Source organism: Hydrogenophaga sp. IBVHS1, from assembly GCF_002127265.1.
In the GTDB taxonomy this organism is placed as follows: Bacteria; Pseudomonadota; Gammaproteobacteria; order Burkholderiales; family Burkholderiaceae_C; genus Hydrogenophaga.
This window is the reverse complement of record NZ_NFUU01000002.1, coordinates 499598-526519: the sequence shown is the minus strand read 5'-3', so window position 1 is coordinate 526519 and position 26922 is coordinate 499598. Positions and strand designations below refer to the sequence as shown.

Annotated in this window: 23 protein-coding genes; 17 read left to right on the top strand and 6 right to left on the bottom strand. The window is 67.8% G+C overall.

The window, feature by feature from the left end:
* Positions 1 to 44 precede the first annotated feature (44 nt).
* From CAP37_RS17230 to CAP37_RS17200, 7 genes are all read left to right on the top strand, one after another.
* Complete coding sequence (locus CAP37_RS17230; protein ID WP_179190266.1) at positions 45 to 1154, top strand: HDOD domain-containing protein; 1110 nt, start codon at positions 45 to 47, stop codon at positions 1152 to 1154.
* A gap of 44 nt (positions 1155 to 1198) precedes the next feature.
* Complete coding sequence (locus CAP37_RS17225) at positions 1199 to 7177, top strand: alpha-2-macroglobulin (protein ID WP_256927031.1); 5979 nt, start codon at positions 1199 to 1201, stop codon at positions 7175 to 7177.
* On the top strand, positions 7174 to 9342 hold the full coding sequence (gene pbpC / locus CAP37_RS17220) for a penicillin-binding protein 1C (protein ID WP_086125440.1): 2169 nt from the start codon (positions 7174 to 7176) through the stop codon (positions 9340 to 9342). The genes CAP37_RS17225 and pbpC overlap by 4 nt, the downstream gene beginning before the upstream one ends.
* Positions 9343 to 9393: 51 nt before the next feature.
* On the top strand, positions 9394 to 9882 hold the full coding sequence (locus CAP37_RS17215) for a hemerythrin domain-containing protein (RefSeq protein WP_086125585.1): 489 nt from the start codon (positions 9394 to 9396) through the stop codon (positions 9880 to 9882).
* Positions 9883 to 9888: 6 nt separating this feature from the next.
* Positions 9889 to 11442, top strand: a complete 1554-nt coding sequence (locus tag CAP37_RS17210; protein WP_086125439.1) for a bifunctional aminoglycoside phosphotransferase/ATP-binding protein — start codon at positions 9889 to 9891, stop codon at positions 11440 to 11442.
* A 103-nt stretch (positions 11443 to 11545) separates the two neighbouring features.
* Positions 11546 to 12697: an alpha-hydroxy acid oxidase gene (locus CAP37_RS17205; protein WP_086125438.1), complete on the top strand. Its 1152-nt coding sequence runs from the start codon at positions 11546 to 11548 to the stop codon at positions 12695 to 12697.
* 9 nt (positions 12698 to 12706) lie between these two features.
* Positions 12707 to 13216: an anti-sigma factor domain-containing protein gene (locus CAP37_RS17200; protein ID WP_086125437.1), complete on the top strand. Its 510-nt coding sequence runs from the start codon at positions 12707 to 12709 to the stop codon at positions 13214 to 13216.
* Positions 13217 to 13226: 10 nt separating this feature from the next.
* On the opposite strand, the gene CAP37_RS17195 is transcribed toward CAP37_RS17200, so the two are convergent.
* Both CAP37_RS17195 and CAP37_RS17190 read right to left on the bottom strand, forming a co-directional pair.
* Positions 13227 to 14330 carry a beta-propeller fold lactonase family protein gene (locus CAP37_RS17195; protein ID WP_086125436.1) on the bottom strand — a complete coding sequence of 368 codons (1104 nt, stop codon included), beginning with the start codon at positions 14328 to 14330 and terminating at the stop codon, positions 13227 to 13229.
* A 4-nt stretch (positions 14331 to 14334) separates the two neighbouring features.
* Positions 14335 to 14787, bottom strand: a complete 453-nt coding sequence (locus CAP37_RS17190; protein WP_086125435.1) for a hypothetical protein — start codon at positions 14785 to 14787, stop codon at positions 14335 to 14337.
* A 299-nt stretch (positions 14788 to 15086) separates the two neighbouring features.
* Here CAP37_RS17190 and CAP37_RS17185 point away from each other — a divergent pair, with 299 nt between their 5' ends.
* The 6 genes from CAP37_RS17185 to CAP37_RS17160 all read left to right on the top strand — a co-directional run bounded on the left by CAP37_RS17185 (position 15087) and on the right by CAP37_RS17160 (position 20397).
* A complete protein-coding gene (locus CAP37_RS17185) occupies positions 15087 to 15653 on the top strand; it encodes a CARDB domain-containing protein (RefSeq protein ID WP_086125434.1) in 567 nt (188 codons plus the stop codon).
* Positions 15654 to 15710: 57 nt separating this feature from the next.
* Entirely contained in the window at positions 15711 to 16325 is a 615-nt protein-coding gene (locus tag CAP37_RS17180; RefSeq protein ID WP_086125433.1) for an RNA polymerase sigma factor, read from the top strand.
* Positions 16318 to 16998, top strand: coding sequence for a hypothetical protein (locus tag CAP37_RS17175; protein WP_143435967.1), 681 nt, complete (start codon positions 16318 to 16320; stop codon positions 16996 to 16998). Before CAP37_RS17180 ends, CAP37_RS17175 begins: the two co-directional genes overlap by 8 nt.
* Positions 16999 to 17000: 2 nt before the next feature.
* Complete coding sequence (locus CAP37_RS17170; RefSeq protein ID WP_086125431.1) at positions 17001 to 18284, top strand: S8 family serine peptidase; 1284 nt, start codon at positions 17001 to 17003, stop codon at positions 18282 to 18284.
* Positions 18285 to 18356: 72 nt separating this feature from the next.
* On the top strand, positions 18357 to 19595 hold the full coding sequence (locus CAP37_RS17165) for a DNA polymerase IV (protein WP_086125584.1): 1239 nt from the start codon (positions 18357 to 18359) through the stop codon (positions 19593 to 19595).
* Positions 19555 to 20397, top strand: a complete 843-nt coding sequence (locus CAP37_RS17160) for an enoyl-CoA hydratase-related protein (RefSeq protein WP_086125430.1) — start codon at positions 19555 to 19557, stop codon at positions 20395 to 20397. Before CAP37_RS17165 ends, CAP37_RS17160 begins: the two co-directional genes overlap by 41 nt.
* Before the next feature lie 12 nt (positions 20398 to 20409).
* On the opposite strand, the gene CAP37_RS17155 is transcribed toward CAP37_RS17160, so the two are convergent.
* Together CAP37_RS17155 and CAP37_RS17150 are read right to left on the bottom strand one after the other, a co-directional pair.
* Positions 20410 to 20940: a cysteine hydrolase family protein gene (locus CAP37_RS17155; protein ID WP_086125429.1), complete on the bottom strand. Its 531-nt coding sequence runs from the start codon at positions 20938 to 20940 to the stop codon at positions 20410 to 20412.
* A 19-nt stretch (positions 20941 to 20959) separates the two neighbouring features.
* The gene (locus CAP37_RS17150) at positions 20960 to 21385 is read right to left on the bottom strand and encodes an Lrp/AsnC family transcriptional regulator (RefSeq protein WP_086125428.1); all 426 of its coding nucleotides are present in this window, start codon (positions 21383 to 21385) and stop codon (positions 20960 to 20962) included.
* Between the two features lie 121 nt (positions 21386 to 21506).
* Between CAP37_RS17150 and CAP37_RS17145 the strand changes: the two genes are divergently transcribed.
* The 4 genes from CAP37_RS17145 (at position 21507) to CAP37_RS17130 (ending at position 25177) form a co-directional block, all read left to right on the top strand.
* Positions 21507 to 22571, top strand: a complete 1065-nt coding sequence (locus tag CAP37_RS17145) for an ornithine cyclodeaminase (protein ID WP_086125583.1) — start codon at positions 21507 to 21509, stop codon at positions 22569 to 22571.
* A 54-nt stretch (positions 22572 to 22625) separates the two neighbouring features.
* Positions 22626 to 23690, top strand: a complete 1065-nt coding sequence (locus CAP37_RS17140) for a histone deacetylase family protein (RefSeq protein WP_086125427.1) — start codon at positions 22626 to 22628, stop codon at positions 23688 to 23690.
* Between the two features lie 124 nt (positions 23691 to 23814).
* Positions 23815 to 24387, top strand: coding sequence for a sigma-70 family RNA polymerase sigma factor (locus CAP37_RS17135; RefSeq protein ID WP_086125426.1), 573 nt, complete (start codon positions 23815 to 23817; stop codon positions 24385 to 24387).
* Between the two features lie 10 nt (positions 24388 to 24397).
* Entirely contained in the window at positions 24398 to 25177 is a 780-nt protein-coding gene (locus tag CAP37_RS17130; RefSeq protein ID WP_086125425.1) for an anti-sigma factor domain-containing protein, read from the top strand.
* Between the two features lie 15 nt (positions 25178 to 25192).
* Here the strand turns inward: CAP37_RS17130 and queF are convergent, their stop codons facing one another.
* Positions 25193 to 26038, bottom strand: a complete 846-nt coding sequence (gene queF, locus CAP37_RS17125; protein WP_086125424.1) for an NADPH-dependent 7-cyano-7-deazaguanine reductase QueF — start codon at positions 26036 to 26038, stop codon at positions 25193 to 25195.
* Positions 26035 to 26922 carry a 2OG-Fe(II) oxygenase gene (locus CAP37_RS17120; RefSeq protein WP_086125423.1) on the bottom strand — a complete coding sequence of 296 codons (888 nt, stop codon included), beginning with the start codon at positions 26920 to 26922 and terminating at the stop codon, positions 26035 to 26037. The genes queF and CAP37_RS17120 overlap by 4 nt, the downstream gene beginning before the upstream one ends.

Below are 26922 nucleotides of genomic sequence, written 5' to 3'. Positions count from 1 at the left end.
GCCACTGGCAGATGAGGCTGTCCGCCCCTCTCAGGAGGTTTCCCATGTCCAGTCTGCTGCTCTCCATCGCGGCCGTGCCGCTGCTCGCGCTGGCCTGGTGGGGGTTCCGCCGGTCGAGCCTGCAAGCCGTTCGTCCAGCGCCCAAGGCCGTGGTGCTGCGTGCGCCTGCCAGCAGCGCGATGGCGCCCGTGGTGCGCGAAGAAGCCCTTGCCCCCGAGGCGCTTACCCGGTTTCACTGGCGCACTGAAGCCGAGATGGAGCCCGACAAGCGCGACCGGCTGATGGCCGCCATCCGCGACATTCCGCATCCACCCCAAGCCTTGCAACGGATCCTGGCACCCGATTTCATGGCCCGCGCCAGCTCGACCGAGCTGCGCGAAGTGATCATGGGCGAACCCCTGATCGCGGCCAAGGTCGTGGCTTCGATCAACAGCCCGTTCTACGGCCTGCACACGCCGGTCACAGACCTCGGCCAGGCGGTCACGTTCCTTGGCATCCAGAGCGTGCACAACACCTGCCTGCAACACATGCTGGCCGGATCGTTCAAACCGAAACTGCCTGGCGTGCAGAAGACCTTCGACACCTTGTGGAAAGCCAGCGCCATCGCCAGCGAGATCGCTTCGCGCCTGGACAAGGCGCTGCACCTGCCCGCGCAGGGTTCTCTAGCCACCCAGGTGGTGCTGAGCTTCGTGGGCCTGCTGGCCACCGCCTCCGTCATTCCACCCACCGGGGTGTCCGCGTGGCTGCAGCGAGACCGCCTGGGCCGCGCCCGGCTGGAGCAGGACCTGCTGGGCCTGTGCAGCGGCGAGATCGGTCACCTGCTGCTAACGAACCGGTGGGCGTTGCCGGCCTCGCTGGTGGCCGACGTGCGCGACGGCAGCCGTCTGCTGGTGACACCGCCGCAGGCCCTTGGGCCCGAGCGTGTGCCCCGGCTGGCGCTGGCGTACCTGTGCGCCCACCTGGGCGAACGGCTTGCTCTGGGCCAGTTGCACTCGCTCGAAAGTTACCTGCCGTCCGAGGACGAGTCGGCCGACATGCACCACCTGCGGGCCTGCCTTGCCCACCCGGCGTTGAGCCGCCTGAACGCGGCGCTGCACGCGCCCGAGTTGTTGCGCGCGGTCGCACAGATGCAGGCGCCCGCCACGCCAGACTGACCCGGTTCTTTCGGCTACCCTTGGCTTCGGCCATGGAGGAACCCTTGAAGAACACACCGTCCCGCTGGATCGCAGCCGCCCTGCTCGCCTGCGCCTTTCCCGCCTCTGCGCTCCAGATCGTCAACCTCTCGCCCCAGGGCGAAGTCGCCCGGGTGCGACAGGTGGTCGTGAAGTTCAATGAAAGCGCCATCCGCTTCGGTGATGCGAGCGCGCCGGCGCCGGTGTCGCTCAGCTGCAGCGATGCGCAAGCCACCAGGGGCAATGGCCGCTGGATCAGCGACCGGGAATGGGCCTTTGAGTTCGAGAACGACCTGCCACCGGGCGTGAAGTGCGGCGTGCAGGTCAAGAGCGGGTTCAAGTCGCCCCAGGGCATCGAACTCGCCGCCAGCAGTTACCAGTTCAGCACCGGTGGGCCTTTCGTGCAGAACATGCGCCCCGGCCCCTCGGCACGCATTGACGAAGAACAGTATTTCGTCCTCCAGTTGAACGGAGCGGCGACCGCAGCCAGCGTGCGGGCCAGCGTGTGGTGCGCGGTGGAAGGTCTGGGCGAGCGCGTGCCGGTGCGCCTCATCGAAGGCAACGACCGCACCGCGCTGCTGAAGTCGCAACACCTGGACAAGCTCGCCACCCAGGACCCGCTGCGCTACGTGACGCTGGCGTGCAACCGCCGCTTCACGCCCGATTCCCGGGTGTCGATCGTGTTCGGCAAGGGCGTGGCCACCCCATCGGGCGTGGCGAATACGGTGGAGAAGCGCTTCGACTACCAGGTGCGCGAGGCCTTTGAGTTGAGCTTCAGCTGTGAACGCGAGAACGCGCAGGCCGCCTGCCTGCCGATCCGCCCGATGCGGCTGGACTTCAACGCGCCCGTGCCACGCAAGGTGGCCGAAGGCATCCGCCTGAAGTCGGCGCAGCAGACGCACAAGCCGGTGTTCGAAGACGAAAGCGCCGATGGCGACAGCGTCGTCTCCGAGGTGTCGTTCAAGCCGCCCTTCGCCGAGCAGGCCGCCTTCACCATCGAGCTGCCGAAAGACTTCAAGGATGCATCTGATCGCGCGCCGGTGAACGCCGACAGCTTCCCGCTGCCGGTGCGCACAGGCCCGATGCCGCCACTCGCCAAGTTTGCGGCGTCGCCGTTCGGCATCGTCGAACGCTTCGCCGAGCCCGGTGGAACACCCCTGCTGCCCGTGACGCTGCGCAACGTGGAAGCCACACTTCAGGTGCAAGGCATTCAGGCGGGCCAGGTGAGCGATCTGCAGCCCAGAACCGACGCCGACATCATTGCGTGGTTCCGAAAGGTGCAGCGCTACGACCAGTTCAACGTCTCGCGCCAGCAGGCACAGGCGGACACCAAGGGGCCGCTGCCCAAGGTGCTGGAGGACCGCGACAAGCGCTGGGTCGAATCGCGCGCCGTGACGTTGCTGCAGGGCCAGGCCGGCGTAAAGATGCTGGACCTGCCCCGGCCCGCCAACAACGACCCGCGCCCGTTCGAGGTGGTGGGCATCCCCTTGACGCCAGGTTTCCATGTGATCGAGATCGCCTCGCCAGCGCTGGGCGGCGCGCTGCTGGACGAACGCTACGGCACCTCACGCACGATGTATGTGCGCACCTCGGCGCTGGTGACCAACCTGGGCGTGCACTTCAAGCTCGGCCGCGACAACGCGCTGGCCTGGGTCACCACGCTGGACAAGGGCAAGCCCGTGACTGGGGCCTTGGTGCGCGTGTCCGATTGCACGGGCAAGGAGGTGGCCAGCGGCACCACCAACGCACAGGGTGTGGTGGACATCAAGGGCGTACCGCCCGAGGCGGCGCGTTGCCGTGCCGGCGGCGTCGACGAGGGCGGCGACGACAGCCGCCGGGCTTACTTCGTCAGCGCCCGTGCGAAAGACGGCGCCATCGAGGACATGGCCTTCACCTGGAGCGACTGGCACCGCGGCATCGAACCCTGGCGCTTCAACGTGCCCACCAGCCGCGACGCCCGGCCCGACGAACGCGCCCACACGGTGTTCGACAGAACCTTGCTGCGAGCCGGCGAAACGGTGTCGATGAAGCACCTGATCCGCACGGAAACCAGCCAGGGTTTTGGCGTGCCGGCCACCCAGCCCGACACGCTGCTGATCACCCACCTCGGCAGTGGCCAGCAGTTCACACAGCCCGTGGCGTGGCGCCGAACAGCCACCGGCGGCCAGAGCGCGGAGAACACCTTTGCGGTGCCCGCCAGCGCCAAGCTGGGAACCTACCAGGTGATGCTGAAAAGCGCGGATGAGCGCGAGCGCCAGTTCAGCTCGGGTGAGTTCCGCGTCGAGGAATTCCGCCTGCCGGTGCTGGAGGGCCGCATCACGCCGCAGGCGAAGCAGGCACTGGTCAACGTGCAGTCGGTGCCCACGGACCTGCAGGTCAACTACGTCTCGGGCGGCGGTGCGGCCAACCTGCCGGTGCGCGTGTCGGCCCTGGTGCGCGGCAAATCCTTGTACTACAGCGACTTCGAGGCCTTCAGTTTCCAGCCGCCGCGCACCGGCGATGCCGGCACTGAAGGCGGTGAAGGTGGCGAGGAAGAAGCCGCCGCCGCGCAGGACCAGCGCGTCATTGCCGACAAGCTGCCCGTCACGCTGGACCGCAATGGCGCCGGCAAGATCGCCATCGACCAGGTGCCCACGGCGGCACAGCCGCAGGAGCTGCTGCTGGAAGCCACCTACGCCGACCCCAATGGCGAGGTGCAGACCTTGCGCAGCGTGTCCACCCTATGGCCCGCTTCGGTGGTGGCAGGCATCAAGACCGAAGGCTGGGTGTCGGCCAGTCAGAAGATCAAATTCCAGGCGCTGGCGCTGGATCTCACGGGCAAGCCCGCCGCCGGTGTTGCGCTGGACGTGAAAGCAGTGGCCCGCATCGTCACCACCAGCCGCAAGCGCATGGTGGGCGGCTTCTACACCTACGACAACCAGACGCAGACCAAAGAGCTGGGCTCGGTGTGCAGCGGCAAGAGCGACGCGCGCGGCCTGCTGCTGTGCGAGGCGAAGCTGGGCGAACCGGGCGAGGTGGAGCTGATCGTGACGGCGAAAGACGCGTCGGGCCGCAGCATCCAGGCCGCCAGCTCGGTGTACGTCACGCGCCAGGGCGAGCTCTGGTTCGGCGGCGAGAACCACGACCGCATCGACCTGCTGCCCGAGAAGAAAACCTACCAGCCCGGCGAGACGGCCATCTTCCAGGTGCGCATGCCGTTCCGGTTTGCCACTGCGTTGCTCACGGTGGAGCGCGAAGGCATTGTGGAATCGCAGGTGGTGCAGCTCAACGGGCAGGACCCCACGGTGCGCCTGCAGATCAAGGAAGGCTGGGGACCCAACGTGTATGTGAGCGTGCTCGCGTTGCGCGGCCGGCTGCGCGAGGTGCCCTGGTATTCCTTTTTCACCTGGGGCTACAAGGCCCCGCGCGAATGGTGGACTTCGTTCTGGTACGAGGGCCGCGAGTACGTGGCGCCCACCGCGCTGGTGGACTTGAGCAAGCCCGCGTTCCGACTCGGTCTGGCCGAGATTCGCGTGGGCACGCAGGCGCACCAGCTCGACGTGAGCGTGAAGGCCGACCAGGAGAGCTACGCTGTGCGTTCGCAGGCCAGGGTCACCATCAGCGCGAAGTTGCCCAACGGCCAGCCCGCTGCCAATGCCGAAGTGGCGCTGGCCGCCGTGGATCAGGCGCTGCTGGAGCTGATGCCCAACAGCAGCTGGAACCTGCTCGATGCGATGCTGCAGCGGCGCTCGTGGGGCGTTGAAACATCGACCGCGCAGATGGAGATCATCGGCCGGCGGCACTACGGCCGCAAGGCGGTGCCCGCCGGCGGTGGTGGCGGCAAGAGCGGCGCGCGCGAACTGCTCGACACCCTGCTGCTCTGGAACCCACGGGTGGTGCTGGACGCCAACGGTCAGGCGGTGGTAACGGTGCCGCTCAACGACGCGCTCACCACCTTCCGGATCGTCGCGGTGGCCGACTTGGGCACTGGCATGTTCGGCACCGGTCAGACCAGCATCCGCGCCACGCAGGACCTGCAGATCATCAGCGGTCTGCCACCGCTGGTGCGCGAGGACGACGAGTTCCGCGCGCAGCTCACCTTGCGCAACACCACGGCCAAAGCGATGAAAGTGGAGGTGGCGCCGCGCGCGACGCTGATCGAGCTGAAACCGCAGACGGTGGACATTCCTGCGGGCGAAGCGCGCGAGGTGGCATGGACGGTGACCGCGCCCGCCCAGCTGGCGCAGACGCGTGCAGAAGCAATCCTGTGGGAGATTGAAGCGAAAGACACGCTGGGTGGCGCGAAGGACGCGCTCAAGGCCCGTCAGCGCATCGTGCCCGCCGTGCCGCTCACGGTGCAGCAGGCCACGCTGGTGCAGCTCGATGGCGCGTTCACCCTGGACGTGAACCCGCCGGCCAACGCCGTGCCGGGGCGCGGCGGCTTGAAGCTCGCGTTGCAGCCCAGACTGGCCGAAGGCCTGCCGGGCGTGCGCGACTGGTTCGCCAACTACCCCTTCGTCTGTCTGGAACAAAAGACCAGCAAGGCCGTGGGCCTGCGCGATGCAAAACTGTGGCAGGGTGTGGTGGCGCAGTTGCCCAACTACCTCGACGCCGATGGCCTGGCCAGCTATTTTCCACCGCGCGAAGGCGACGCCAACCGGGGCAGCGACACGCTCACCGCCTACCTGCTGGCGGCCACCCACGAGGCCTCGACGATCGACGCTGCTTTTGGTCTGCCCGACGACGTGCGCGCACCCATGGAGCGCGGCCTGATCGCTTTTGTCGAAGGCCGCATCACGCGGGAGTTCTGGAGCCCACGCAAAGACCTCGACGTGCGCAAGCTCGCCGCCATCGAGGCGTTGTCGCGCTACGGCAAGGCGCGCAGTCGCATGGTGGGCAGCATCACCATCGCGCCCAACCAGTGGCCCACCAGCGCGGTGATCGACTGGCTGAACATTCTGAAGCGCGTGACCGATGTGCCGCAGCGCGAGCAGCGCATGGCCGAGGCCACGCAGGTGTTGCGCGCGCGCCTGAGCTTCCAGGGCACCAAGCTCGCGTTCAGCACCGAGCAGGACGACTACTGGTGGTGGCTCATGACCAACGGCGACGTCAACACCGCGCGGCTCATGCTGGCGGTGATGGACGATCCGGCCTGGCAGGACGACATGGGACGCCTGGCGAATGGCTTCATTGGCCGTCAGCAAGGCGGCGCCTGGCACACCACCACGGCCAACCTGTGGGGTGGCCTGGCGCTGGAGAAGTTTTCGGCGAAGTTCGAGGCGGTGCCGGTGGCGGGCGTGACGCGCGCGGCCATGGGCACGGGCGCAGCCGCGATTGACTGGGCAAAGGTCGACCGCGTGAAGACCACCGACCCCACCGGCGCCCCGAACCAGATGCAACAGGATGGCACCCGTGGCGTGCCGTGGTTCGGTGCGCCTGCCAGCCCCGGCAACCTCCGCAACAACACCGGCTTCCTGCCGTGGAACGCCAGCGGCGGCAAGGACACGTTGACCGTGACGCACCAGGGCACCGGCAAACCCTGGCTCACGCTGCAGTCGGTCGCGGCGGTCCAGCTCAAGGCGCCATTCAGCGCCGGCTACACCATCAAGAAAACCATCACCCCGGTGGAACAGGCGGTGGCGGGCCGGTACACGCGCGGCGACGTGCTGCGCGTTGGCCTGGAGGTGAATGCCTCGGCCGACATGACCTGGGTCGTCATCACCGATCCCATCCCGGGTGGCGCGACCATTCTGGGCGGTGGCCTCGGGCGCGATTCCCAGATCGCCACCTCGGGCCAGAACAGCCCGACCGGCAACGCCTGGCCGGCGTTCGAGGAACGCAGCTTCGAGGCTTACCGCAGCTACTACGAGTACGTGCCCAAGGGCGTCATCAAGATGGAATACACGGTGCGCCTGAACAACGCCGGTGAGTTCTCGCTGCCACCCAGCCGGGTGGAAGCGATGTACGCGCCCGAGATGTTCGGTGAGACGCCGAACGCCCGGGTGAAGGTGGAGATGCCGCGATGAACGCCTTGCGCGCGGCCGCTGCCATGGCGCTGCTGGGCGTAGCGGCAGTGGCGCACGCCCTGCCCTCCTTCAATGAAGTGCGCAGGAACTGGCAACCGTCCGACACCACCGTGGTCGACCGCCACGGCGAATTCCTGCAGCGCCTGCGCACCGATGCCACCGTGCGCCGCGGGCAATGGGTGGCGTTGCAGGACGTGTCTCCCGCGCTGCGAACGGCCATGTTGCTCAGCGAGGACAAGCGATTCCACGAACACAGCGGCGTCGACTGGCGCGCCATTTCAGCCGCTGCCTGGGGCAACCTCTGGAACACGCGCACGCGCGGCGCCTCCACCATCACCATGCAGCTGGCCGCGCTGCTGGAAGACGAAGGCGGTTTCCTGCAACGCGGCGCGGGTGGCCGCAGCGTGCCGCAAAAGCTCGGGCAGGCGGTGGCCGCGCAGCGGCTGGAACGCCACTGGCGCAAGGATCAGATCCTGGAGGCCTACCTGAACCTCGTGCCTTTCAGGGGCGAGGTGGTCGGCATCGACGCGCTCTCCCGCACCCTGTTCGGCAAGGCCGCGCACGGCCTGGACGAGCGCGAAGCCGCCGTGGCCGCAGCGCTGGTGAGGGCACCAAACGCCAGACCGCGCGTGGTGAGCCAGCGCGCCTGTGGTGTGCTGAAGCTGATGCAGGCTGGCACGCCGGTCGATTGCGCCGGGCTGGACATGTTTGCCACCGCCTCCCTGCCCCAGCGCAGTTTCGACGCCAGCGAAGGCATCGCGCCGCACCACGCTCGGCGGCTGCTCACCGCCGCCACCAAGGCCGGAGCCACCATGCCGACCACGGTGAACTCCACCCTCTCGGCGCCGCTGCAGCGCTTCGGTGTGCAGACCCTGCAGCGACACCTGCGCGAGCTGCGAGGCCGCAACGTCCACGATGGCGCGCTCGTGGTGCTGGACAACGCCAGCGGCGAGGTGCTGGCCTGGGTCGGCTCGTCGGGCGAGATGAGCGCGGCGTCCGAGGTGGATGGGGTGCTGGCGCAGCGCCAGCCCGGCTCCACCCTCAAGCCGTTTCTCTACGCGCAGGCCATCGCCGAGCGGCGCATCACGGCGGCTTCCCTGCTGGAGGACTCACCCACCAACATCCCGACCGCTGGCGGCCTGTACATCCCGCAGAACTACGACCGCCTGTTCAAGGGCTGGGTGTCTGCGCGCACGGCGCTGGCTTCTTCGCTCAACGTGCCGGCGGTGCGCACGCTGGTCATGGTGTCGCCCGATGCCTTCCACCGGCAGCTCAAGACCATCGGGCTCCCGCTGCGCGAGTCCGGCGGCTACTACGGCTACAGCCTGGCACTGGGCAGCGCCGAAGTGTCACTGCTGTCGCTCACGAACGCCTTCCGCACGCTGGCCAATGGCGGCCGGTATGGCCCAGTGGGGTCGCGGCCCCAAGCCTTGCCCGCCATCGACCCGCGCGCGGCGTACATCGTGGGCGACATCCTGAGCGATGCGAACGCACGCGCCCGCACCTTCGGCACCGACAGCATCCTGGCCACGCGCTTCTGGGCGGCCGTGAAAACCGGCACCAGCAAGGACATGCGCGACAACTGGGCGGTGGGCTGGTCCGAGCGCTACACGGTGGGCGTGTGGGTGGGCAATGCGGACGGTGCGCCCATGTGGGACGTGAGCGGCACCAGCGGTGCGGCACCGGTGTGGGCGGCGGTGATGCAGCACCTGCACGCGAGCACCCCCAGCCGCGCGCCGGCCGCACCTGAAGGTCTCGTGCAGGCGCGCGCCACCTTCGGCGACACCGATGGCGGTCGAAGTCTTGAAGCGGCGCGCAGCGAGTGGTTCATGGCCGGCACCGAGCAGACCAGTTTTGCGATGCACGCGCCCGCCGCCACCGGCACGCGCGCCCCGCTGCGCATCCGCGCACCCGCCCCCGGCACCATCATTGCGCTGGACCCGGACATTCCGCCCAACCGCCAGCGCCTGACCTTCACGGCCAGCGGCAACGGCGGCCGCTGGCGGCTGGATGGCAAGCCCTTGGCGCAGGGCACACAGGTGCAGTGGCTGCCGTGGCCGGGCCGCCATGTGATGCAGCTCACCGATGCTCGCGGCAAGGTGCTCGACGAGGTTCGGTTTGAGGTGCGCGGGGCGGGCGTGAAAAGCACCGGGCAGGCACGCTGACTTGATGCGCGTCAAGGCGCGCCAGCCATGCTGGCCGTAGAGTGGCACCCCATGGAACAAACCGCACTGCACAGCCTCGCCTGGGGCCCCGAACTCACCACGGGCGACGCCCGAATGGACGCAACCCACGAAACGTTCGTCGAACTCCTCAACCAGCTGATGGCCTTGCCACCCGAAGCCCAGATGCCCCTGTATCTGCGCGTCATCGACCACACGGTGGAACACTTCGCGCAGGAAGAACGCTGGATGCTGGCCACCGGCTTCGCGCCCGAGAACTGCCACGCGCTGCAGCACGCCAGCATTCTGGAGACCCTGCAGGCGGTCCGGACGCATACCGACCAGGGTGACAACACCCTGATCGGCCGGCTGGCCGTTGCGTTGGCCGAGTGGTTCCCGCAGCACGCCGCCACCATGGACGCCGGCCTTGCCCTGCACCTGCAAAGTCTGGGCTACGACACCCGCACTGAAACATTGCCCGAAGACTCACCGGTTCGGCCCGCCACCATGTCCGGCTGCGGCAGCGTGAGCTGCAGCGGTTAGGCCCTGATGGAACAACGCCGGGCAGACCTCCCCGCCCTGCTGCAGGCGTTGCAGAACCCGGCGCGATACCCGCATGAGGCAGACGAAGTGCAGCTCATGGAGACGCATGGCGCCTGGGTACTGCTGGCCGGAGAACACGCTTACAAGATCAAGAAACCGGTTCAGCTGCCCTTTATGGATTTCGGCACGCTGGAGCAGCGCCGCGTGGCCTGCCAGGCCGAGCTGCGGCTGAACCGCCGCTTCGAGACCAGCGACCCGGCCACCCGCCTCTATCTCGACGTGCTGCCCATCATCGGCACGCCCACCGAACCGGTCTGGGGCCGCCCCGGTGAGGACGACGAACACGCGCTGGAATACGCCGTGCACATGCGACGCTTTGACCAGGCCCACCGGCTCGACCACCTGTGCGAGCGCGGGGCGTTGAAGCCCGCGCACCTGACATCGCTGGCGCGGCGCCTGGCCGAATTCCAGGCCCGCAGCGCGTGCACGCGCGCCGACGGACCCTGGGGAAGCCCCGAATCGGTGCTGGCGTTTGCGCAGAACAACCTGAGCAGCCTGCAGGCCACGGCCCACCCGCCCGAGGGCCGCGCCCGCCTGGACGCCCTGGCAAGCTGGACGGCGATGCGCTTCGCGGCGCTGGCCCCGGCACTCGCGCAGCGGCAGTTCCAGGGCCGGGTGCGCGAGGGCCATGGCGATCTGCACCTGGCCAACCTGGTGCTCATCGGTGAAGAGGTGGTGCCTTTCGACGGCATTGAGTTCAACGACGCGCTGCGCTGGATCGACGTGGCCAGCGACATCGCCTTTACCTGGATGGACCTGCAGGACCACGGCAGGCCAGGTCTTGCCAATGGTTTCCTCAGCGACTGGCTGGACGCCAGCGGGGACACCACGGCCCCCTTCGTGCTGCCCTTTTTCGCGGTGTACCGCGCCCTGGTCCGCGCCAAGGTGGCCGCCATTCGCAGCACGCAGCCCGGCGCCCACCGCCATGCCGCACTGGCCGAGGCGCGCCACTACATCGCACTAGCCCACCGCCTGGCGCACCCCGCCGCGCCGCGCCTGCTCATCACCCACGGTCTGTCGGGCAGCGGCAAGTCGCACGCCTCCCGCCGCTGGCTGCAGGAAGAAGGCAGCGGGCGGGTAGTCCGCCTGCGCTCGGACGTGGAGCGCAAGCGCCTGCACGGACTCGGCGCCCAGGCGCTCAGCGGCTCGGGCCTGAACACCGGGCTGTACAGCCCGCAGGCCCACCAGGACACCTACGGCCAGCTGTTGCTGCGCGCACGCGCACTGTTGCAGGACGGCTGGACGGTGCTGGTGGACGCGGCTTTCTTGCGCCGCCACGAACGCGACGTGTTTGCGTCGCTGGCTCAAGAGCTGGGTTGCCCGCTTCATCTGCTTGCGCCAGAGGCACCGCTGGAGGTGCTGCGCGATCGCATCCGGCAGCGTCAGGCACAGGGAAACGACGCTTCGGAGGCCACGCTGGCGGTGCTGGAACAGCAACTGGGCTGGCTTGAGCCGCTGGACGCGGCCGAACGTGCCCTGTGTCTTCCCCTGCCGGATTGACGGCGCGCTCAAGAAAATTCACAAACCCGCGTCGCGCTTTCACGGGCCATGGCCCGGGCTCGCGGCTAACATGCAGGCCAATAACCCATTGGAGACAAGCCACATGACCGTCATCACCACCGTGGAAGACCTTCGCGTGCTCGCCCAGCAGCGTGTGCCGCGCATGTTCTACGACTACGCCGATTCCGGCTCGTGGACCGAGAGCACCTACCGCGCCAACGCAGAAGACTTCCAGAAGATCAAGCTGCGCCAGCGGGTGGCGGTGAACATGGAGAACCGCAGCACCCGCAGCACCATGGTCGGCCAGTCGGTGGCGATGCCGGTGGCGATCGCACCCACCGGTCTCACCGGCATGCAGCACGCCGACGGCGAAATTCTCGCCGCACGCGCCGCCAAAGCCATGGGCGTGCCGTTCACGCTGTCGACCATGAGCATCTGCTCGATCGAAGACGTGGCGCACCACGCTGGCGACGGGTTCTGGTTCCAGCTTTACGTGATGAAGGACCGCTCCTTCATCGAGCGCTTGATCGACCGCGCCAAGGCCGCGCGTTGTTCGGCGCTGGTGGTCACGCTGGACCTGCAGATTCTTGGCCAGCGCCACAAGGACCTGAAGAACGGTCTCTCGGCGCCGCCCAAGCTCACCATTGCCAACATGATCAACATCGCCAGCAAGCCGCGATGGGCGCTGGGCATGCTCGGCACCAAGCGCCGCCAGTTCGGCAACATCGTCGGCCACGTGAGTGGTGTGGCCGACATGAGCAGCCTGGGCGAATGGACCGCCAAGCAATTCGACCCCGCACTCAACTGGGGCGACGTGGAATGGATCAAGCAGCGCTGGGGCGGCAAGCTCATCCTCAAGGGCATCCAGGACGTGGAAGACGCAAAACTCGCTGTGGCCTCCGGTGCCGACGCACTGATCGTGAGCAACCACGGCGGGCGACAGCTCGACGGGGCGCAAAGCAGCATCGAGGCGCTGCCGGCCATCGTGGACGCGGTGGGCGGCCAGATCGAGATCCACATGGACGGCGGCGTGCGCAGCGGTCAGGACGTGCTCAAGGCACGCGCCCTGGGTGCGCGCGGCGTCTACATCGGTCGGCCATTTTTGTACGGCCTGGGCGCCATGGGTGAAGCCGGTGTGGCCAAATGCCTGGAGATCATTCACCGCGAACTCGATCTGACGATGGCCTTCTGCGGCCACACCAACATCGAGAACGTGGACAAAAGCATCCTGTTGCCCGGCACCTACCCCACCTAGTCTTCGTCCATGAACTCGCCTGTCCCGCCGCGCCCCCGCACCTCGAAATTCTGGCTCTCCGTCAGCGTGTTGCTCGTGCTGGCGCTGCTGCTGGGCGGCGCGGCCACCGTGAGCCTGTACGAGCAGATGAAGGCGCAGCTGGAGCGCCTGCAGGGCCAGGTGACCTCCACACCACAGATCCGCTATGTCGCCGTGCTGCTGGATCAAAAGCAGCTCCCGGCCCTGCTGGTGACACTCGATCCGCAGCTCGGCATGCTGGAGCTGCAGCGGCTCAACCATTTGCTGGAAGGGCCCGAGGACACCATGCAGCTCTGGGCCCTTTCCGCCGGGCATCCACCGCGCTCGCTGGGCATCATCCCGGCCAAAATCCGCACGGCCCAGTTGCCCACCACCGAATCCGCCCTGAAGACCGCCGCGCAGCTTGCCGTCAGCGTGGAGGTCAAGGGCGGGGTGCCGGAAACCGCGGGCCCGCGCCAGCCTTACCTTTTCCAGGGCTGGCTGATTCAGCGGGCGATCTGAGGCCGGGGCCTCACTGCAGCAGCAGGCTGGTGTTGGTGGCGTCGATGCCCACCGGTCCGTCCCCGGCAGGTGCCGGCGGCCCGACCGCAATCAAGGCGCCGGAACCCGCATCAATCGCGTAGCTGGACACGTCGTCGGACGTCGCATTCGCCACGTACGCAAACCGGCCATCGGGGCTGACACCCATCGACTGCGGCCCGTCACCGGCCGTCACCGGCACACCCACTGCGCTCAACTGGCCGCTGACTGGATCGATGGCGTAGACGGAGACATCGTCGGACAACCGGTTCGCCACGTACAGCCAATGCCCCCCGGGATGCACGCGCACGGCGGCCGGCGCATCGCCCGTGGCCACGGGCGCTCCCAGTGGCGAGAGCGCACCCGTCACGGCGTCGATGGCGTAGCTCACCACGGTGTCGTCGTTGGTGTTGACCACGTAGGCGAAACGCCCCGTGGGATCGATGCCGAGCGCGGTGGGGCCGTCCCCCGCCGCCACCGGCACGCCGATCGGACTCAGCGCGCCTGTCAGGGCATTGATGGTGTAGGCCGACACCGAGTCCGACAACAGGTTGGCCACCCAGGCAAAGCGGGTCTGCGGATCGACCACCACCGAGCGCGGGTTGGTGCCGGTGGCCACCGCCAGGCCCACGGCATTGAGCGCGCCGGTTGCGGCATTGATGGCGTAGGTCGAGACATCGTCCGACAGGTCGTTGGCCACGTAGACGAAGCGGCCGTCGCGAGAGACTGTCACCGAGCGAGGCCCGTCGCCAGCAGCAAACTCGCCGACCGGGGTGAGGGCGCCGTCGTTGATGGCCACGCTGTAAGCCGACACGCTGTCACCGCCGAAGTTCGCGACGTACACGAAGCGGCCTGCCGGATGCACGCCCACCGCAGCAGGGCCGCTGCCCGTGGGGAGCGCCGGGCCCACGGCACTCAAGGCACCCGTGGCGCCGTTGGCGGTGAAGCTGGAGATGGTGTGGTCGAAGGTGTTGACCGCATAGGCCAGGTCGAGTCCCTGCGCCTGCAGAGGTGCGCCCTCGCCCATCTCGTCGCCACCACCGCCACAGGCGGTGAGCGCAAGCGTCAGGCCCATCATGATCAGTTGGTGTTTCATGGTGTCACTCCCTGGCGCCAGTGGCGCGACGGGCGGCGGAAGACGGCACCGAGGCCCGCGCAGCCGGCATCCGAACAGTTTGCGCCGGCACGGCACGCTGCGGCAGGGCACGGGGCGCAGCAGGCGCGACCAGCCTCGCCGCAGGCATCGCCAGTGAAGCGGGCGACACGGGCGACGCGGCCTGAATGCCGCCGGGTGGCTTGGCCTGGCAGTCGAAGTTGTATTCGGCCTTGTTCGACTGGAAGCTGAAGTTCTTGCCCACGATCTGGTACCAGCCGCTGTACTGCGCGGTGGAAGCGTTGGGCGCGAAGCTGCCGGTCGGGTTGCCGGGCGCGGGGGTGGCCACCGGCGTGGTCAGCGAAGGGCCGTCGCCCTTGCCCTTGTTGAAATCGATGTCGTCGACAAACATCACGGTGCTGGAGTGGTCGGTCTTGAGCGTGCGCGAAGGCGTTTCCACGCCCTTGTGGTTGCGGTAGGCTGTGGGCGCGCTGGGTTTCGGTGTCGGCGTACACGTTTTCGGCGTGGCTGCGGTAGGCGCAGCCTTGCAACAGCAAGGCGGAAAGCACCAGCGCGGAAGTGATGAGCGGGGTTTTCATGGCGGGCTCCTTGGGGCGGCGTTGAGGTGCCACCTGAGTCGCCCCGACCAGCAATCCGGTTCAAAGAAAAAAGAATGAACCGGTCGCCGCCAGCGCACGACTCAGTGGGCGTCAGGGCAGCAACCCGACAACCCATTCACCCCCCGAACAGGAGCGCACCATGAACACCACCGCCATCCAACCCACCGCCTGGCAGGCCCGCCGTCTGCTGCTGGTGCTGTGCATTGCAGCCGCCACCAGCCACGGCGCGCGTGCGCAGAGCGCCGCACAGAGTCCCGTCTTTCCCGCAGTTCCGGCCGCACTCGCCTCGAACGACAAGCCCGATCTCTTCATCTACCGCCACTACGGCACGCCCGAAGAAGCCGGCTCGCCGCGCGGCTTCCCCCATGTGGAGTTCTGCGGTGGGCACGACGGACAGGGCGGCCCGGCCCGGCGCGTGTACTTCGAGGTCTTCAACCGCGGCGGGGTGGCCTCGCCGGCCAGCCAGGTGCGTGTGCAGTTCACCAACCCGAAGACCCAGCAAGTTCGCGTGGTAGACGTGGCGGTGGCACCCCTTGCACCCCACGCCAATCTGGTCAAGCGGGTGGCCATTCCACCCGGCTGCTACTCGGCCGGCTCGAACGCGCAGTGCAACTTCACCATCACCGCCGACCCCGACCAGCAGGTGGCGGAACGCTTCGAGAACAACAATGCGCAGCGCTCGTATTGCGTGGGTCCCTCTTTTTGATGAGGTCCCGATGAACGCCCCTTGCCGCACGGCATTGCAGTCCTATACTGCCTCCGCATGCACGCTTCATCGCGCCAGGACGAGTCCGATCTCCGAGCCGATCTCGACGCGATCATCGAACAGGATGCGCAGGCCATGAAGCGTTTCTACCTGGCCCTTGCGCCGTCCACCTTCCAGTTCGCCATGCGCCGCCTGAGCGATCCGGTGCAGGCCGAGGAGGTGGTGGTGGAGACGATGTACGAAGTGTGGTGCCATGCCAGCCGCTATGCAGGGCAGTCCACCATCCGGACCTGGGTGCTGGGCATTGCCCGCCACAAGCTGCTGGACAAGCTGCGCGACCGTTACCGGCACCAGCACGAGTCGCTCGATGACGAAGCCGAAGGCGGCAACGATGCGGAGTCGGAGGCCCCCGAGGGCTTCGAGCGGGTGGCCCGGCGTGAGCACCACGACATGATCGTGCACTGTGCCGGCAAGCTGCCCGAGGATCAACGCGAGGCCCTGCACCTGGCGCTGTACGAAGACCTGCCGCTGGCCGACATTGCGCTGGTGCAGGCCTGCCCGGAAAACACGGTGAAGACGCGTCTGTTCCACGCGCGCCGCAAGATGAAGGAATGCCTGCAGCGGCTCTTCAAGGACGTCAATGGCCCATTCGCGGGAGCCGGTCATGGCTGACGACCTGATCGATCCCGACCGGCAGCAATTGCGCGAATGGTTGCCGCTGGCGGCCAACGGCACGCTGTCGCCCGAACTGCTCGCCCAGCTGGAATCGGGCCTGGTGAGCCACCCCGACCTGCGCCACGAACTGCTCTGGCTGCAGACGCTGCGCCAGACCGTGCAGACCGCACCGCTTGACCCCCTGCCCGGTGGTGATCTGGGCTGGTCGAAGCTGGAACGGCGCCTGTCTGCCGATGGCGCGAAACGAAAGTCCGTTGTGCCGGTGCCATCGCAAGACTGGGCCTCGCGGTTGCGGGACTGGCTGCAAGCGAACTTCGGACCGGTTCTGGTCACGGCCTGTGTGCTGATGGTGGCGCAAACGGTGCTGATCGGCACCTTGATGCGGCAGGAATCGACCTTTGAGGCGGCCGGTGGAGGGTCGCCGGGGGCAGCGGTGGCGTCGGGCGTGTTGCTGCACGTCACGGTGCGCCCTGGTGTCACGGAGCTGCAGCTGCGCGAAGCGCTCGGGCGCTTCAACGCCAGCATTGTGGAAGGCCCGAGCGCGCTGGGCATTTACACCTTGCGCGTGGCGGGCAGCGGCTCGGCGCCAGACGCCCGTGGGCTGTCGCAGCGCCTGATGAGTGAAGCCGGTGGCGTGTTCGACAGCGCCGCACCGGCAAAGGAAGATTGACCATGCGCACCGCACTGCTGCTGGTGGTCCTCCTGCATGCCTGCTGGGCCAGCACTGCTTTTTCACAGACCAGCGGCGGGCGCGGCACGGGTGGCGGCGCCCGCGGTGGCGACTGGCGCGCACCCCCGGCTGTGCGCACCCCGCCGCCAGCCGTGGTGGTGCCCACGCCCACGCCCGCTGCGTCTCAACCCCACGAGGTGGAGCAAGGACAGTTGCTGCTGCTGTCGCGGGATTTCCGCATCACGCGACAGGTACTCGGCACGCTGCAGGCCGAGGCCGTGCTCCCGGTGGCCACCGCGCGCCTGCGCACGCTGGGCTGGGACCTCGCGCTGTTCCAGTTCGCCGACCACGCAGCCGCGCTCGAGCGGCTGCTGCAGTGGCGCCAGCGGTTCCCCCAGCTGAGCGTGGACTTCAACCACCTCTATCTGGCGCAGTCTGACGTGGAAGGGCGCGAGTACGCGTTGCGCATGCTCGATCTGCCGCAGCCCGCGCCATCCGTTCCGGGGGCAGGCGTGCGCATCGGCATGCTGGACACCCGGGTGGAAGCCACCGACTGGCTGAAGCAGGCCACGCTCATCCGCAGGCCTTTCATCAACGACGCCTCCGCCCGAGAGCCCGATGTGCCGGCGTCGCCCGCCCACGGCACCGCCATTGCGAGCCTGGTGGCGCGTGTGGCACCGCAGGTGCGCATGTTCGCCGCCGAAGTGATGGCCGCGCGCGGCGACAAGACGGTGACCAACAGCTACCGGCTTATTCAAGGGGTGGACTGGTTGCTCGGCCACCAGGTGCGCGCCATCAACATGAGCCTCGCCGGCCGCCCCGATATCAACCTCGCCACCACGGTGGACGAACTCATGCGGCGCGAAGTGATCGTGGTTGCCGCAGCAGGCAACCAGGGCAGCAGCGCCCCACCCGCCTACCCTGCCGCTTACGCCCTCAACCATGCCGGCATGCTGGCGGTGACGGCGGTGGACGTGCAGGGGCAGTTGTACGAGCAGGCGAACCGGGGTGGCTATGTGTCCGCCGCCGCGCCCGGCGTGCAGATCTGGGTGCCTGCGGCAACCTCGGCCGCTGGTGCGGTGGGTGCGCGGTACGTGAGCGGCACCTCGTACGCCAGCGCCTACGCGGCCGGCGCGGTGGCGCGCTGGCTGGCCACCAACCCGGGTCAGGGTGCGGCCACCGCCACCCGCCGCCTGCGTGCCACCGCGCGCGACCTCGGACCCACGGGACGCGACGAGTCGTTTGGCGACGGGCTCCTGCAGGTGAATGCGGCGCTTCGCCCCTGAAGCTATGCTTGCCGCGTGACCGAGCCTGCTTCTTCGCCTTCCCCTCTGCCTCGCCGCATCGCGCACCTGGACATGGACGCGTTCTTCGCGTCGGTCGAGTTGTTGCGCTACCCGCAGCTCAAGGGCCTGCCGGTGGTGATTGGTGGTGGGCGAAGGCGCGAAGACGACATGTTCGAGCGCCTGCGGCAGACACACCCCGAACGCGACTGGAGCGGCACCGATCTCGCTCGCATCCCGCCGGAGTTCTTTCCCCGGCTGGAGCACTACGCAGGCCGCGGCGTGGCCACCACCGCCACCTACGCGGCGCGGCAGTTCGGCGTGGGCTCGGCGATGGGACTCATGAAGGCCGCGAAACTGTGTCCGCAGGCGATCCTGCTGCCGGTGGATTTCGACGAGGTCAAACGGGTTTCGCGCCTGTTCAAGAGCACCATCCGCGAGATCGCACCCGTGGTGGAAGACCGGGGCGTGGACGAGGTCTACATCGACTTCACCGACGTGCCTGGCGGCCAGCGCGAAGGCGGGCGCGTGCTGGCGCGGCTGATCCAGAAAAGCATCTTCCAGGCCACGGGCCTCACCTGCTCCATCGGGGTGGCGCCCAACAAGCTGATCGCCAAGATGGCGAGCGAATTCAAAAAACCCAACGGCATCAGCATCGTGCAGATCGACGATCTGCAGAGCCTCATCTGGCCGCTGCCCTGCCGCAAGATCAACGGTGTGGGCCCGAAGGCCGATGCGAAGCTGCAGGGCCACGGCATCCACACCATCGGCGACCTGGCCCAGCGCGAGCGCGGGTGGCTGATCGAACATTTTGGCAAGAGCTATGGCGCCTGGCTGCACGAGGTCTCAATGGGTCGAGACGAGCGCGCCGTGCAAACCGAAAGCGAACCGGTGAGCATGAGCCGCGAGACCACCTTCGACCGCGACCTGCACGCCGTGCGCGACCGTAGCGAGCTGGGCGCCGTGTTCACCCGGCTGTGCGAGCAGGTGGCCGACGACCTGCAGCGCAAGGGTTACGCGGGCAAGACCATCGGCATCAAGCTGCGCTACGACAATTTTCAGATCGTCACGCGCGACGTGACCATCGACGCGTTCACGAGCGACGCTGCCACCATTCGGCGCCAGGCCGGCCTGTGTCTCAAGCGGGTGGACCTGAGCCGGCGCATCCGCCTGCTGGGCGTGCGGGTGGGGAAACTCGTCAAGCCCGGGACAGAAGGGGACGCCACCGCCAGCTACATTGAGCCTCGACAACGCCACCGAGACAAACACCGCCATGAACACACTGACCTGCTTTTCCCTGAGCTCGACGGCTGACGTCGCTCACCTCGTGCTGGACCGGCCCGCCGAGCTCAACACCATGAACCCCACCTTCTGGCGCGAGCTCGACGACGTGCTCTCCCGGATTCACCGCGAAGGCACGGCGCGCGCGCTGGTGATCAGCAGCACCGGCAAACACTTCAGCGCCGGCATGTCGCTCGACACCTTTGCGGGCGCCATCAGCATGGACGACCAGAGCCCGGAAGGCCGCGCTGCCATGTTCGATCTGCTCACCGACATGCAGGCCACGTTCACGAAGCTGGAGAACCTGCGCATGCCGGTGATCTGCGCCATCCAGGGCGGCTGCATCGGCGGCGCGGTCGACATGGTCACGGCCGCCTGCATCCGCTACGCCAGCGCCGACGCGTTCTTCTGCATTCAGGAAATCAACATCGGCATGGTGGCCGATGTGGGCACGCTGCAGCGCCTGCCCAAGCTGATGCCGCTGGCCGTGGTGAAAGAGCTGGCCTATACCGGCCGTCGCCTGCCAGCGGCCCGCGCGCTGGCCTACGGGCTGGTGAACGAGGTGTTCGACACCCACGTGGCCACCGTGGCTGCCGCGCTGCAGTGCGCGAAGGAAATTGCAGCCAAGCCACCGGTCGCCATCTGGGGCACCAAGCAGGCGGTGAACTACGCGATCGACCATTCGGTGGAAGACAGCCTGCGCCAGATGGGCTGGCTACAAGGGGCGGTGTGGAGCAACGCCCATGTGCGCGAAGCCATCACCGCCGCGAAAGAAAAACGCGCCGGCCAGTTCACGCCGCTGACGGGCCTGCAACCGTTCAAATCATTGGGCTGAGCGCCCCGCGCATCACAGGTCTGCGCTGGCCACCGCGCTCACGCGCGGCCCGAAGCTGGAGATGTTGGTGAGCGTGGCGTTGTGGTGGGCGATCACCTGCGGTGCGCTCAACACCGCGTTGCCCGCCGAGGTGTGCGCGTCGGCCACCAGCGTGACCGGATAACCCAGCGCCAGCGCCCGGCGCGTGGTGGTGTCGATGCAGAACTCGGTGTGCATGCCGCAGACGATCACTTCGTCCACGCCACGCGCCTTGAGCAGGGCTTCAAGGTCGGTGTTCAGGAAGGCGTCGGGCGTTTTCTTGCGCACCCGCAGATCACCAGGTTGCACCTGCAGGCCATCGGCCAGTTGCCATTCGCGCGTGCCGTGCGCCAGGTAGCCGGTGGTGGACTCGTGCTGGATGAAGACGATGGGCACGCCGGCCTCGCGCAGCCGGTGCGTCAGCTGGTTGATGCGCGCGATCACGGCGTCCGATGCCCAGGCTCGCCCCTCGCCTTCACACAGGCCTTGCTGCATGTCGATGACCAGCACAGCGGTGGTTGTCATGGGCGCTCCTCAAAGGGTTTCAGGACAGGCGGTAGGTGGCCAGGTGCAGGCTGGTCTCGGTGCCGCTGATGCCGCGGATGAGGCGGATGCGCTCGAGCACCTGCGAGAGCTCGGTGAGGCTGGTGGCGCGCAGTTCGGCGAGCAGGTCCCAGCGGCCATTGGTGTCGTACAGCTCGGCCACGCCAGGCTCGCCGAGCAGGCTGGCGATCACCGCGCGGGTCTGGTTGCCTTCCACGGCCACGCTCATCCAGGCGCTGATCTCATTGGGCTCGGCGTCGGGCCGCAAGCGCACGGTGTAGCCAACGATGACGCCGCCGTCCTCCAGCCGTGTGATGCGGTTGGTGACGGTGCCGCGCGAGACGCCGAGCTTCTTCGCGAGCGCGGCCACGTTGGTGCGCGCGTCCTTGCGCAAGAGGGAAATGAGCTGCTGGTCGATGGCGTCCATTTGCACATTATGCTAATTCAGGATGGCTTTTTGCCAGTTTTCAGACGAAATTTACGCAACATTGACGATTTACATTGAAACAGCGCTTGGGGACACTGTGGGCTACCCCAAGGATCACGCCATGAAAACTTCCGCCACCTCCCTGCCCACCCTGTTCCTCAGCGCCCAGGATGTCGCCACGCTGGTCCATCGCCTCGGTCTGCCCGCCGCTCTCGACCGCCTGGCCGGCACCCTTCACGCCGACTACCTGCGCTGGAAGGATTTCGACAAATCGGCCCGCGTGGCCAGCCATTCTGCCGATGGCGTGATCGAGCTGATGCCGATCGCCGACGACACCACCTACGCCTTCAAGTATGTCAACGGCCACCCCAAGAACACCCAGAGCGGCCTGCCCACGGTGATGGCCTTCGGTGTGCTCGCCGATGTGGCCACCGGTGTGCCGGTGTTGCTGAGCGAGCTCACGCTCACCACCGCACTGCGCACCGCCGCCATGTCGGTGGTGGCTGCGCGCGCGCTGGCCCGACCGAACAGCCGCCGCATGGCGTTGATCGGCAACGGCGCGCAGAGCGAATTCCAGGCGCTGGCGTTTCACCACCTCATGGGCATCGAGGAAATCCGCCTCTACGACACCGATGCCGCCGCCACCCGCAAGCTGATGAACAACCTGCGGCAAACCAGCCTGCGCCTGATCCCCTGCGAGAGCATCGCGCAAGCCGTGCGCGGCGCCGACATCGTGACCACGGTGACCGCCGACAAGACCAACGCCACCATCCTTACGCCCGACATGATCGAGCCCAGCATGCACATCAATGGCGTGGGCGGCGACTGCCCCGGCAAGACCGAGCTGCACCCCGATGTGCTGCGCATGGCGTCGGTGTTCGTCGAATACGAGCCGCAGACCCGCATTGAAGGCGATCTGCAGCACTTGCCCGCCGACTTCGCCGTGACCGAGCTCTGGCAGGTGCTGGCCGGCAACACCGCTGGCCGTACCAGCGCCGAACAAGTGACGCTGTTCGACTCGGTAGGTTTTGCGCTGGAGGACTACTCGGCGCTGCGCTTCCTGCGCGAGGCGGCCGGCGAGCTGGGCCTGGGCCAGGCGCTGCCGTTGATTCCTGCGCTGGCCGACCCTAAGGACCTGTTCGCATTGCTGCGCGTGCAAACGCCCACGCTGGCCCTGGCGGCCTGAACGCGGCGAGCCGCTCTTTCGCTACGATGGACATCCCCTATCGCAGCGCACGCCATGCAGACCTTCCACAACCCCCACCACGCCGGCCACGCTGGTCAACAGGAAATGTTTCGGGGCCGCATGGTGCCTTGCCACGAGGTGCCGGCGCGGCTGGACTATGTGCTGGCCGAGCTGCAGCGCCGGCCCCTGGGCGCGCTGGATGTGCCGACCCTGAGCGATGCCGCGCTCGACGAGGGCATCGGCCGTGTGCACAGCGCGCGGTACCTGGCGTTCCTGGCCAGCGCGTGGACCGAGTGGGTGGCCATGGACCCGGCCAACGCGCAGCGAGACGCCCTGCCTTCGGTGTGGCCGTTGGGCAACCCGCATGCCTTTCGGCGGGACGTGCCGCCCGCCAACTTCGCGGCCCGGCTGGGCCTGTTCTCGTTCGACTCGGGCTCGCCCCTCACGGCCGGCACCTGGGCTGCCGCGCGCGGCGGCGCCGCCTGCGCGCTGGCGGCAGCGGCCGCGGTGGCCAGCGGCGCGCGCAGTGCGTTCGCGCTCACGCGTCCACCAGGGCACCACGCGGGCGCCGACTTTCTGGGCGGTTACTGCTTCCTGAACAACGCGGCCATTGCCGCGCAGGCGCTGCGCGACGCGGGCCACGCCAGGGTCGCCGTGCTGGACGTGGACTACCACCACGGCAACGGCACGCAGACCATCTTTTACGAACGCGCCGATGTGCTGACGGTCTCGATCCACGGCGATCCGGTGACCGAGTACCCCTTTTTCCTGGGACACGCCGACGAGCGCGGCGCGGGCGCGGGGGCGGGCTTCAACCTGAACCTGCCGTTGCCGCGCGGCAGCGGCGTGGCCGTATGGCGAGCGCAGCTGGACCAGGCGCTGCAGGCGGTGAGCGATTTCGGGGCACAGGCGCTGGTGGTGCCCATGGGGCTGGACACGTTTGAAGGCGATCCGATCTCGGGGTTTACTTTGCGAAGTGAGGATTATTTCGCGGTGGGCGCGGCGCTCGCGTCGGCCCGGCTGCCCACGGTGTTCACCTTTGAAGGAGGCTACGCCGTGGCCGAGGTCGGCACCAACGCGGTCAACCTGCTGGAAGGGTTCCAGCGGGCATGCCCCTGAATCCATCTCACGGCCCGGTGCGTATCCAGAACAGCCGGGCGTGCGCGCCCATGTCCCACCACCACCATCCACCATCCGTGAGCCCCCACCATGACCCCCGCCGGTCGTACCGCACAATGCGCCCATGAGCGCACAACCCGACGACGAACTGATCGCCCTGATCGAGCGCGTCGCGCTGCGCGACGAGGCGGCCCTGAAGGCCTTGTACGACCGAACCTCGTCCAAGCTGTATGGCCTGTCCCTGCGCGTGGTCGGGCAGCACGAGTGGGCGGAAGACGCCTTGCAGGAGACTTTTCTGCACATCTGGCGGGCCGCCGGCGACTACCACGCCAGCCTGAGCCCGCCAATGGCCTGGCTGGGCCTGATCGTGCGCAGCCGCTCGCTGGACCTGCTGCGCCGCCGCCGCGCCGAGCGCACCCATCTGACCGACGAGATCGACGACGTCATGGCCGACACGATGGAGGGCGATTCGCCCAACCCCATGGACGTGAGCCTGGCCAGCCAGCAGGCCTGGGCGTTGCACCAGTGCCTCGGCAAGCTGGAGAGCAAGCAGCGCGAGGTGGTGAGCCTGGCCTACCTGCGCGACCTCTCGCACAGCGAACTGGCCGAGCAGCTGAAGCTGCCGCTCGGCACGGTGAAGACCTGGATCCGGCGCGGGCTCGAGCAGCTGCGCACCTGCATGGCGCGTTTCGCGTGAGGGCCGCCCCGTGAACCTTCTGCAAAACCCCGAGCTGCTCGACAAACTGGCCGCTGCCCATGCCTTGGGCACCCTGCGAGGCGGCGCGCGGCGCCGCTTCGAGGCACTGGCCCGCGAGCAGGCGCCGGTGCGCGCCGCCGCGCTCGTGTGGCAGAGCCGTGTGGCCAGCATGAACGAATTGCAGGCGCCCAGCGAACCCGCACCGGCGGTGTGGACGCGCATCGAGAACCTGGTGCGCGCCGAAGGCGAGCAGCAGGCCATGGCCGCCGCCCGCACCGCACCCAAAAAACCTCAGGCCGGCGGCTGGCTGCGCAGTCTGGCGCTCTGGCGCGGCACCACCGCTGCGGGTGCGCTCGCCACGGTGCTGGCGGTTGTTACTGCCGTGGGCCTGCGCGACAACCTGGGCGCACAGATCGGTGAACTGCAGGCCAGACTGGAAGCCACGCCAGCGATCGAGTACGTCGCTGTGCTCAACGACGACAAGGCCAGCGCGTCCATGCTGGTGACCTTCGATCCGAAGAGCAAGAAGCTGACACTACAGCGCGTGGGCGGTTTCCAGGAAGCCAGCGACAAGTCGCTGCAGCTCTGGGCTCTGCCACCTTCAGGCGGACCACGCTCGCTCGGTGTGCTGACTCAGGAACGGCTGCTGCAGCTGGCTGCCGATCAGACCGATGTGCGCGAAGTGCCGGCGCTGGCCATCAGCCTGGAACCCAAGGGCGGTGTGCCCAGCGAACGCGGCCCGACCGGACCGGTGCTGTTCAAGGGCGCGTTGATCCAGAAGATGCTCTGAACCCGGCCCGCAGGCTCACTGCCGCGCGGTGCGCACGTTGGCGGGTGGCGACTGCGGGTGGCTGCTGCGCCAGGGGTTGATGTCCAGCCCGCCCCGGCGGGTGTAGCGCGCATACACCGTGAGCTTGGCGGGCTTGCACCGCTGCCAGATGTCCATGTAGATGCGCTCCACGCACTGCTCGTGGAATTCGTTGTGGTTGCGAAAACTCACGATGTACTGCAGCAGCCCGCCCTGGTCAATCTGCGGTCCGCTGTACGCGATCTGCACGCTGCCCCAGTCGGGCTGGCCGGTCACGAGGCAGTTGCTCTTCAGCAGATGGCTGACCAGCGTTTCATTCACTGGTTTTTCATCGAGCGCCGCCGTGAGCAGCTCGGGCGCAGGCTGGTAGTGGGTGCACTCCACATCGAGTCGGTCGATCGACAGCCCGCTCAGTTCGTGCACGGGTTCGGCATCGAAATGCTCGGGCAGCAACAACTTCAGCCCGGCGCTGGCCTGCACCGGCCCGCCATGCCAGATGGCGGCGCTCACATCGTTGCGGATGCGCTCACGCACCGCATCGGCGCCGGCGAAGCAGGTGTTGTTGAAGCTGTTGAGGTAGAGCTTGAAGGACTTGCTCTCCACGATGTGCGTGCTCTCACACGGCACGGTGATGTGGGCCAGCGCCACCTGCGGCTTGCCGCGCGGGTTGAGCCAGCTCAACTCGAAAGCGGTCCAGAGATCGGCGCCGAGAAATGGCACGCTGCCGGTGATGCCGATCTCTCGACGCTTGCCTTCGCGAGGCAGGGGGAACAACAACGACGCGTCGTATTGATCGATGTAGGCCGAGGCTCGGCCGAGCTGGGATTGTTCAGGGGTGTTCACACGAATTCTCGTTCTCGGAGCCACTTGGTGGCGACCCATTTCTCGCCCTCGATCACCGGCGCGCCGCCATGCAGGGTGCGCGTGGAGGGGTGGGGTCGGTCGTAGCTGAAGAACACCGCGTTGCCGCGCACGGGCGCCACTTCGAAGCCCACATCGGGGAAGGTGGTGCCGCCGCCACGCGCGGGTTCATTGAGGTACATCACCAGCGTGGCCACGCGCTGGCCACCACGCCGCAAGATGGTGGGCGTACCGGGTTCCGCCGGGTCGAAGTAATCGTAGTGCGGCTTGTACTCGGCGCCGGGGTGGTAACGCAGCACCTGGAAGCCCTCGCCGTTCTCCACTGGCCAGCGCACCAGCCGGGCAATGCGCGCCTCGATACGCGCCACCTCGGGAATCTGGCCGCGCGTGAAGAACATGCCGCTGCTGGTGCGGTTGGGGTTCATTTCCTCACCGCCGGTCTTGGTCTGTACCGTGAGCGACCGCGCCAGCTGTGGCCGAGCCGCTTCGATGAGCGCATCGCACTCCTCGCTGCTCAGCAGGTTGCCCAGCACCACCACACGCGGGTTGTTGAGCGTGGCGATGATGTCCACCACCCGGTCGCCCGCGTCGATCTGACGCGGGGACTGGCTCAGGTCCAGATCGGGCACGGGCACGCCTACCTGCGCCGGAGCGGCAACGCTGCCCACCGGGGCGGCAGCGACCGGCCTGGTGGCCGCCTGCGTGCGCAAGTGCTCGCGCAGCGTGGTGTCGAGTGCTTTCATCGCCACCGACTCGCTCCAGCCCGAGGCCACCATGGAGGCCAGTACCACGTCTGGGGTGAAACCGGCCGCAGCCTGTTCGACGATCCAGCGGCGCAATTCGGGAGTGATGGTCTGGTGGGCCAT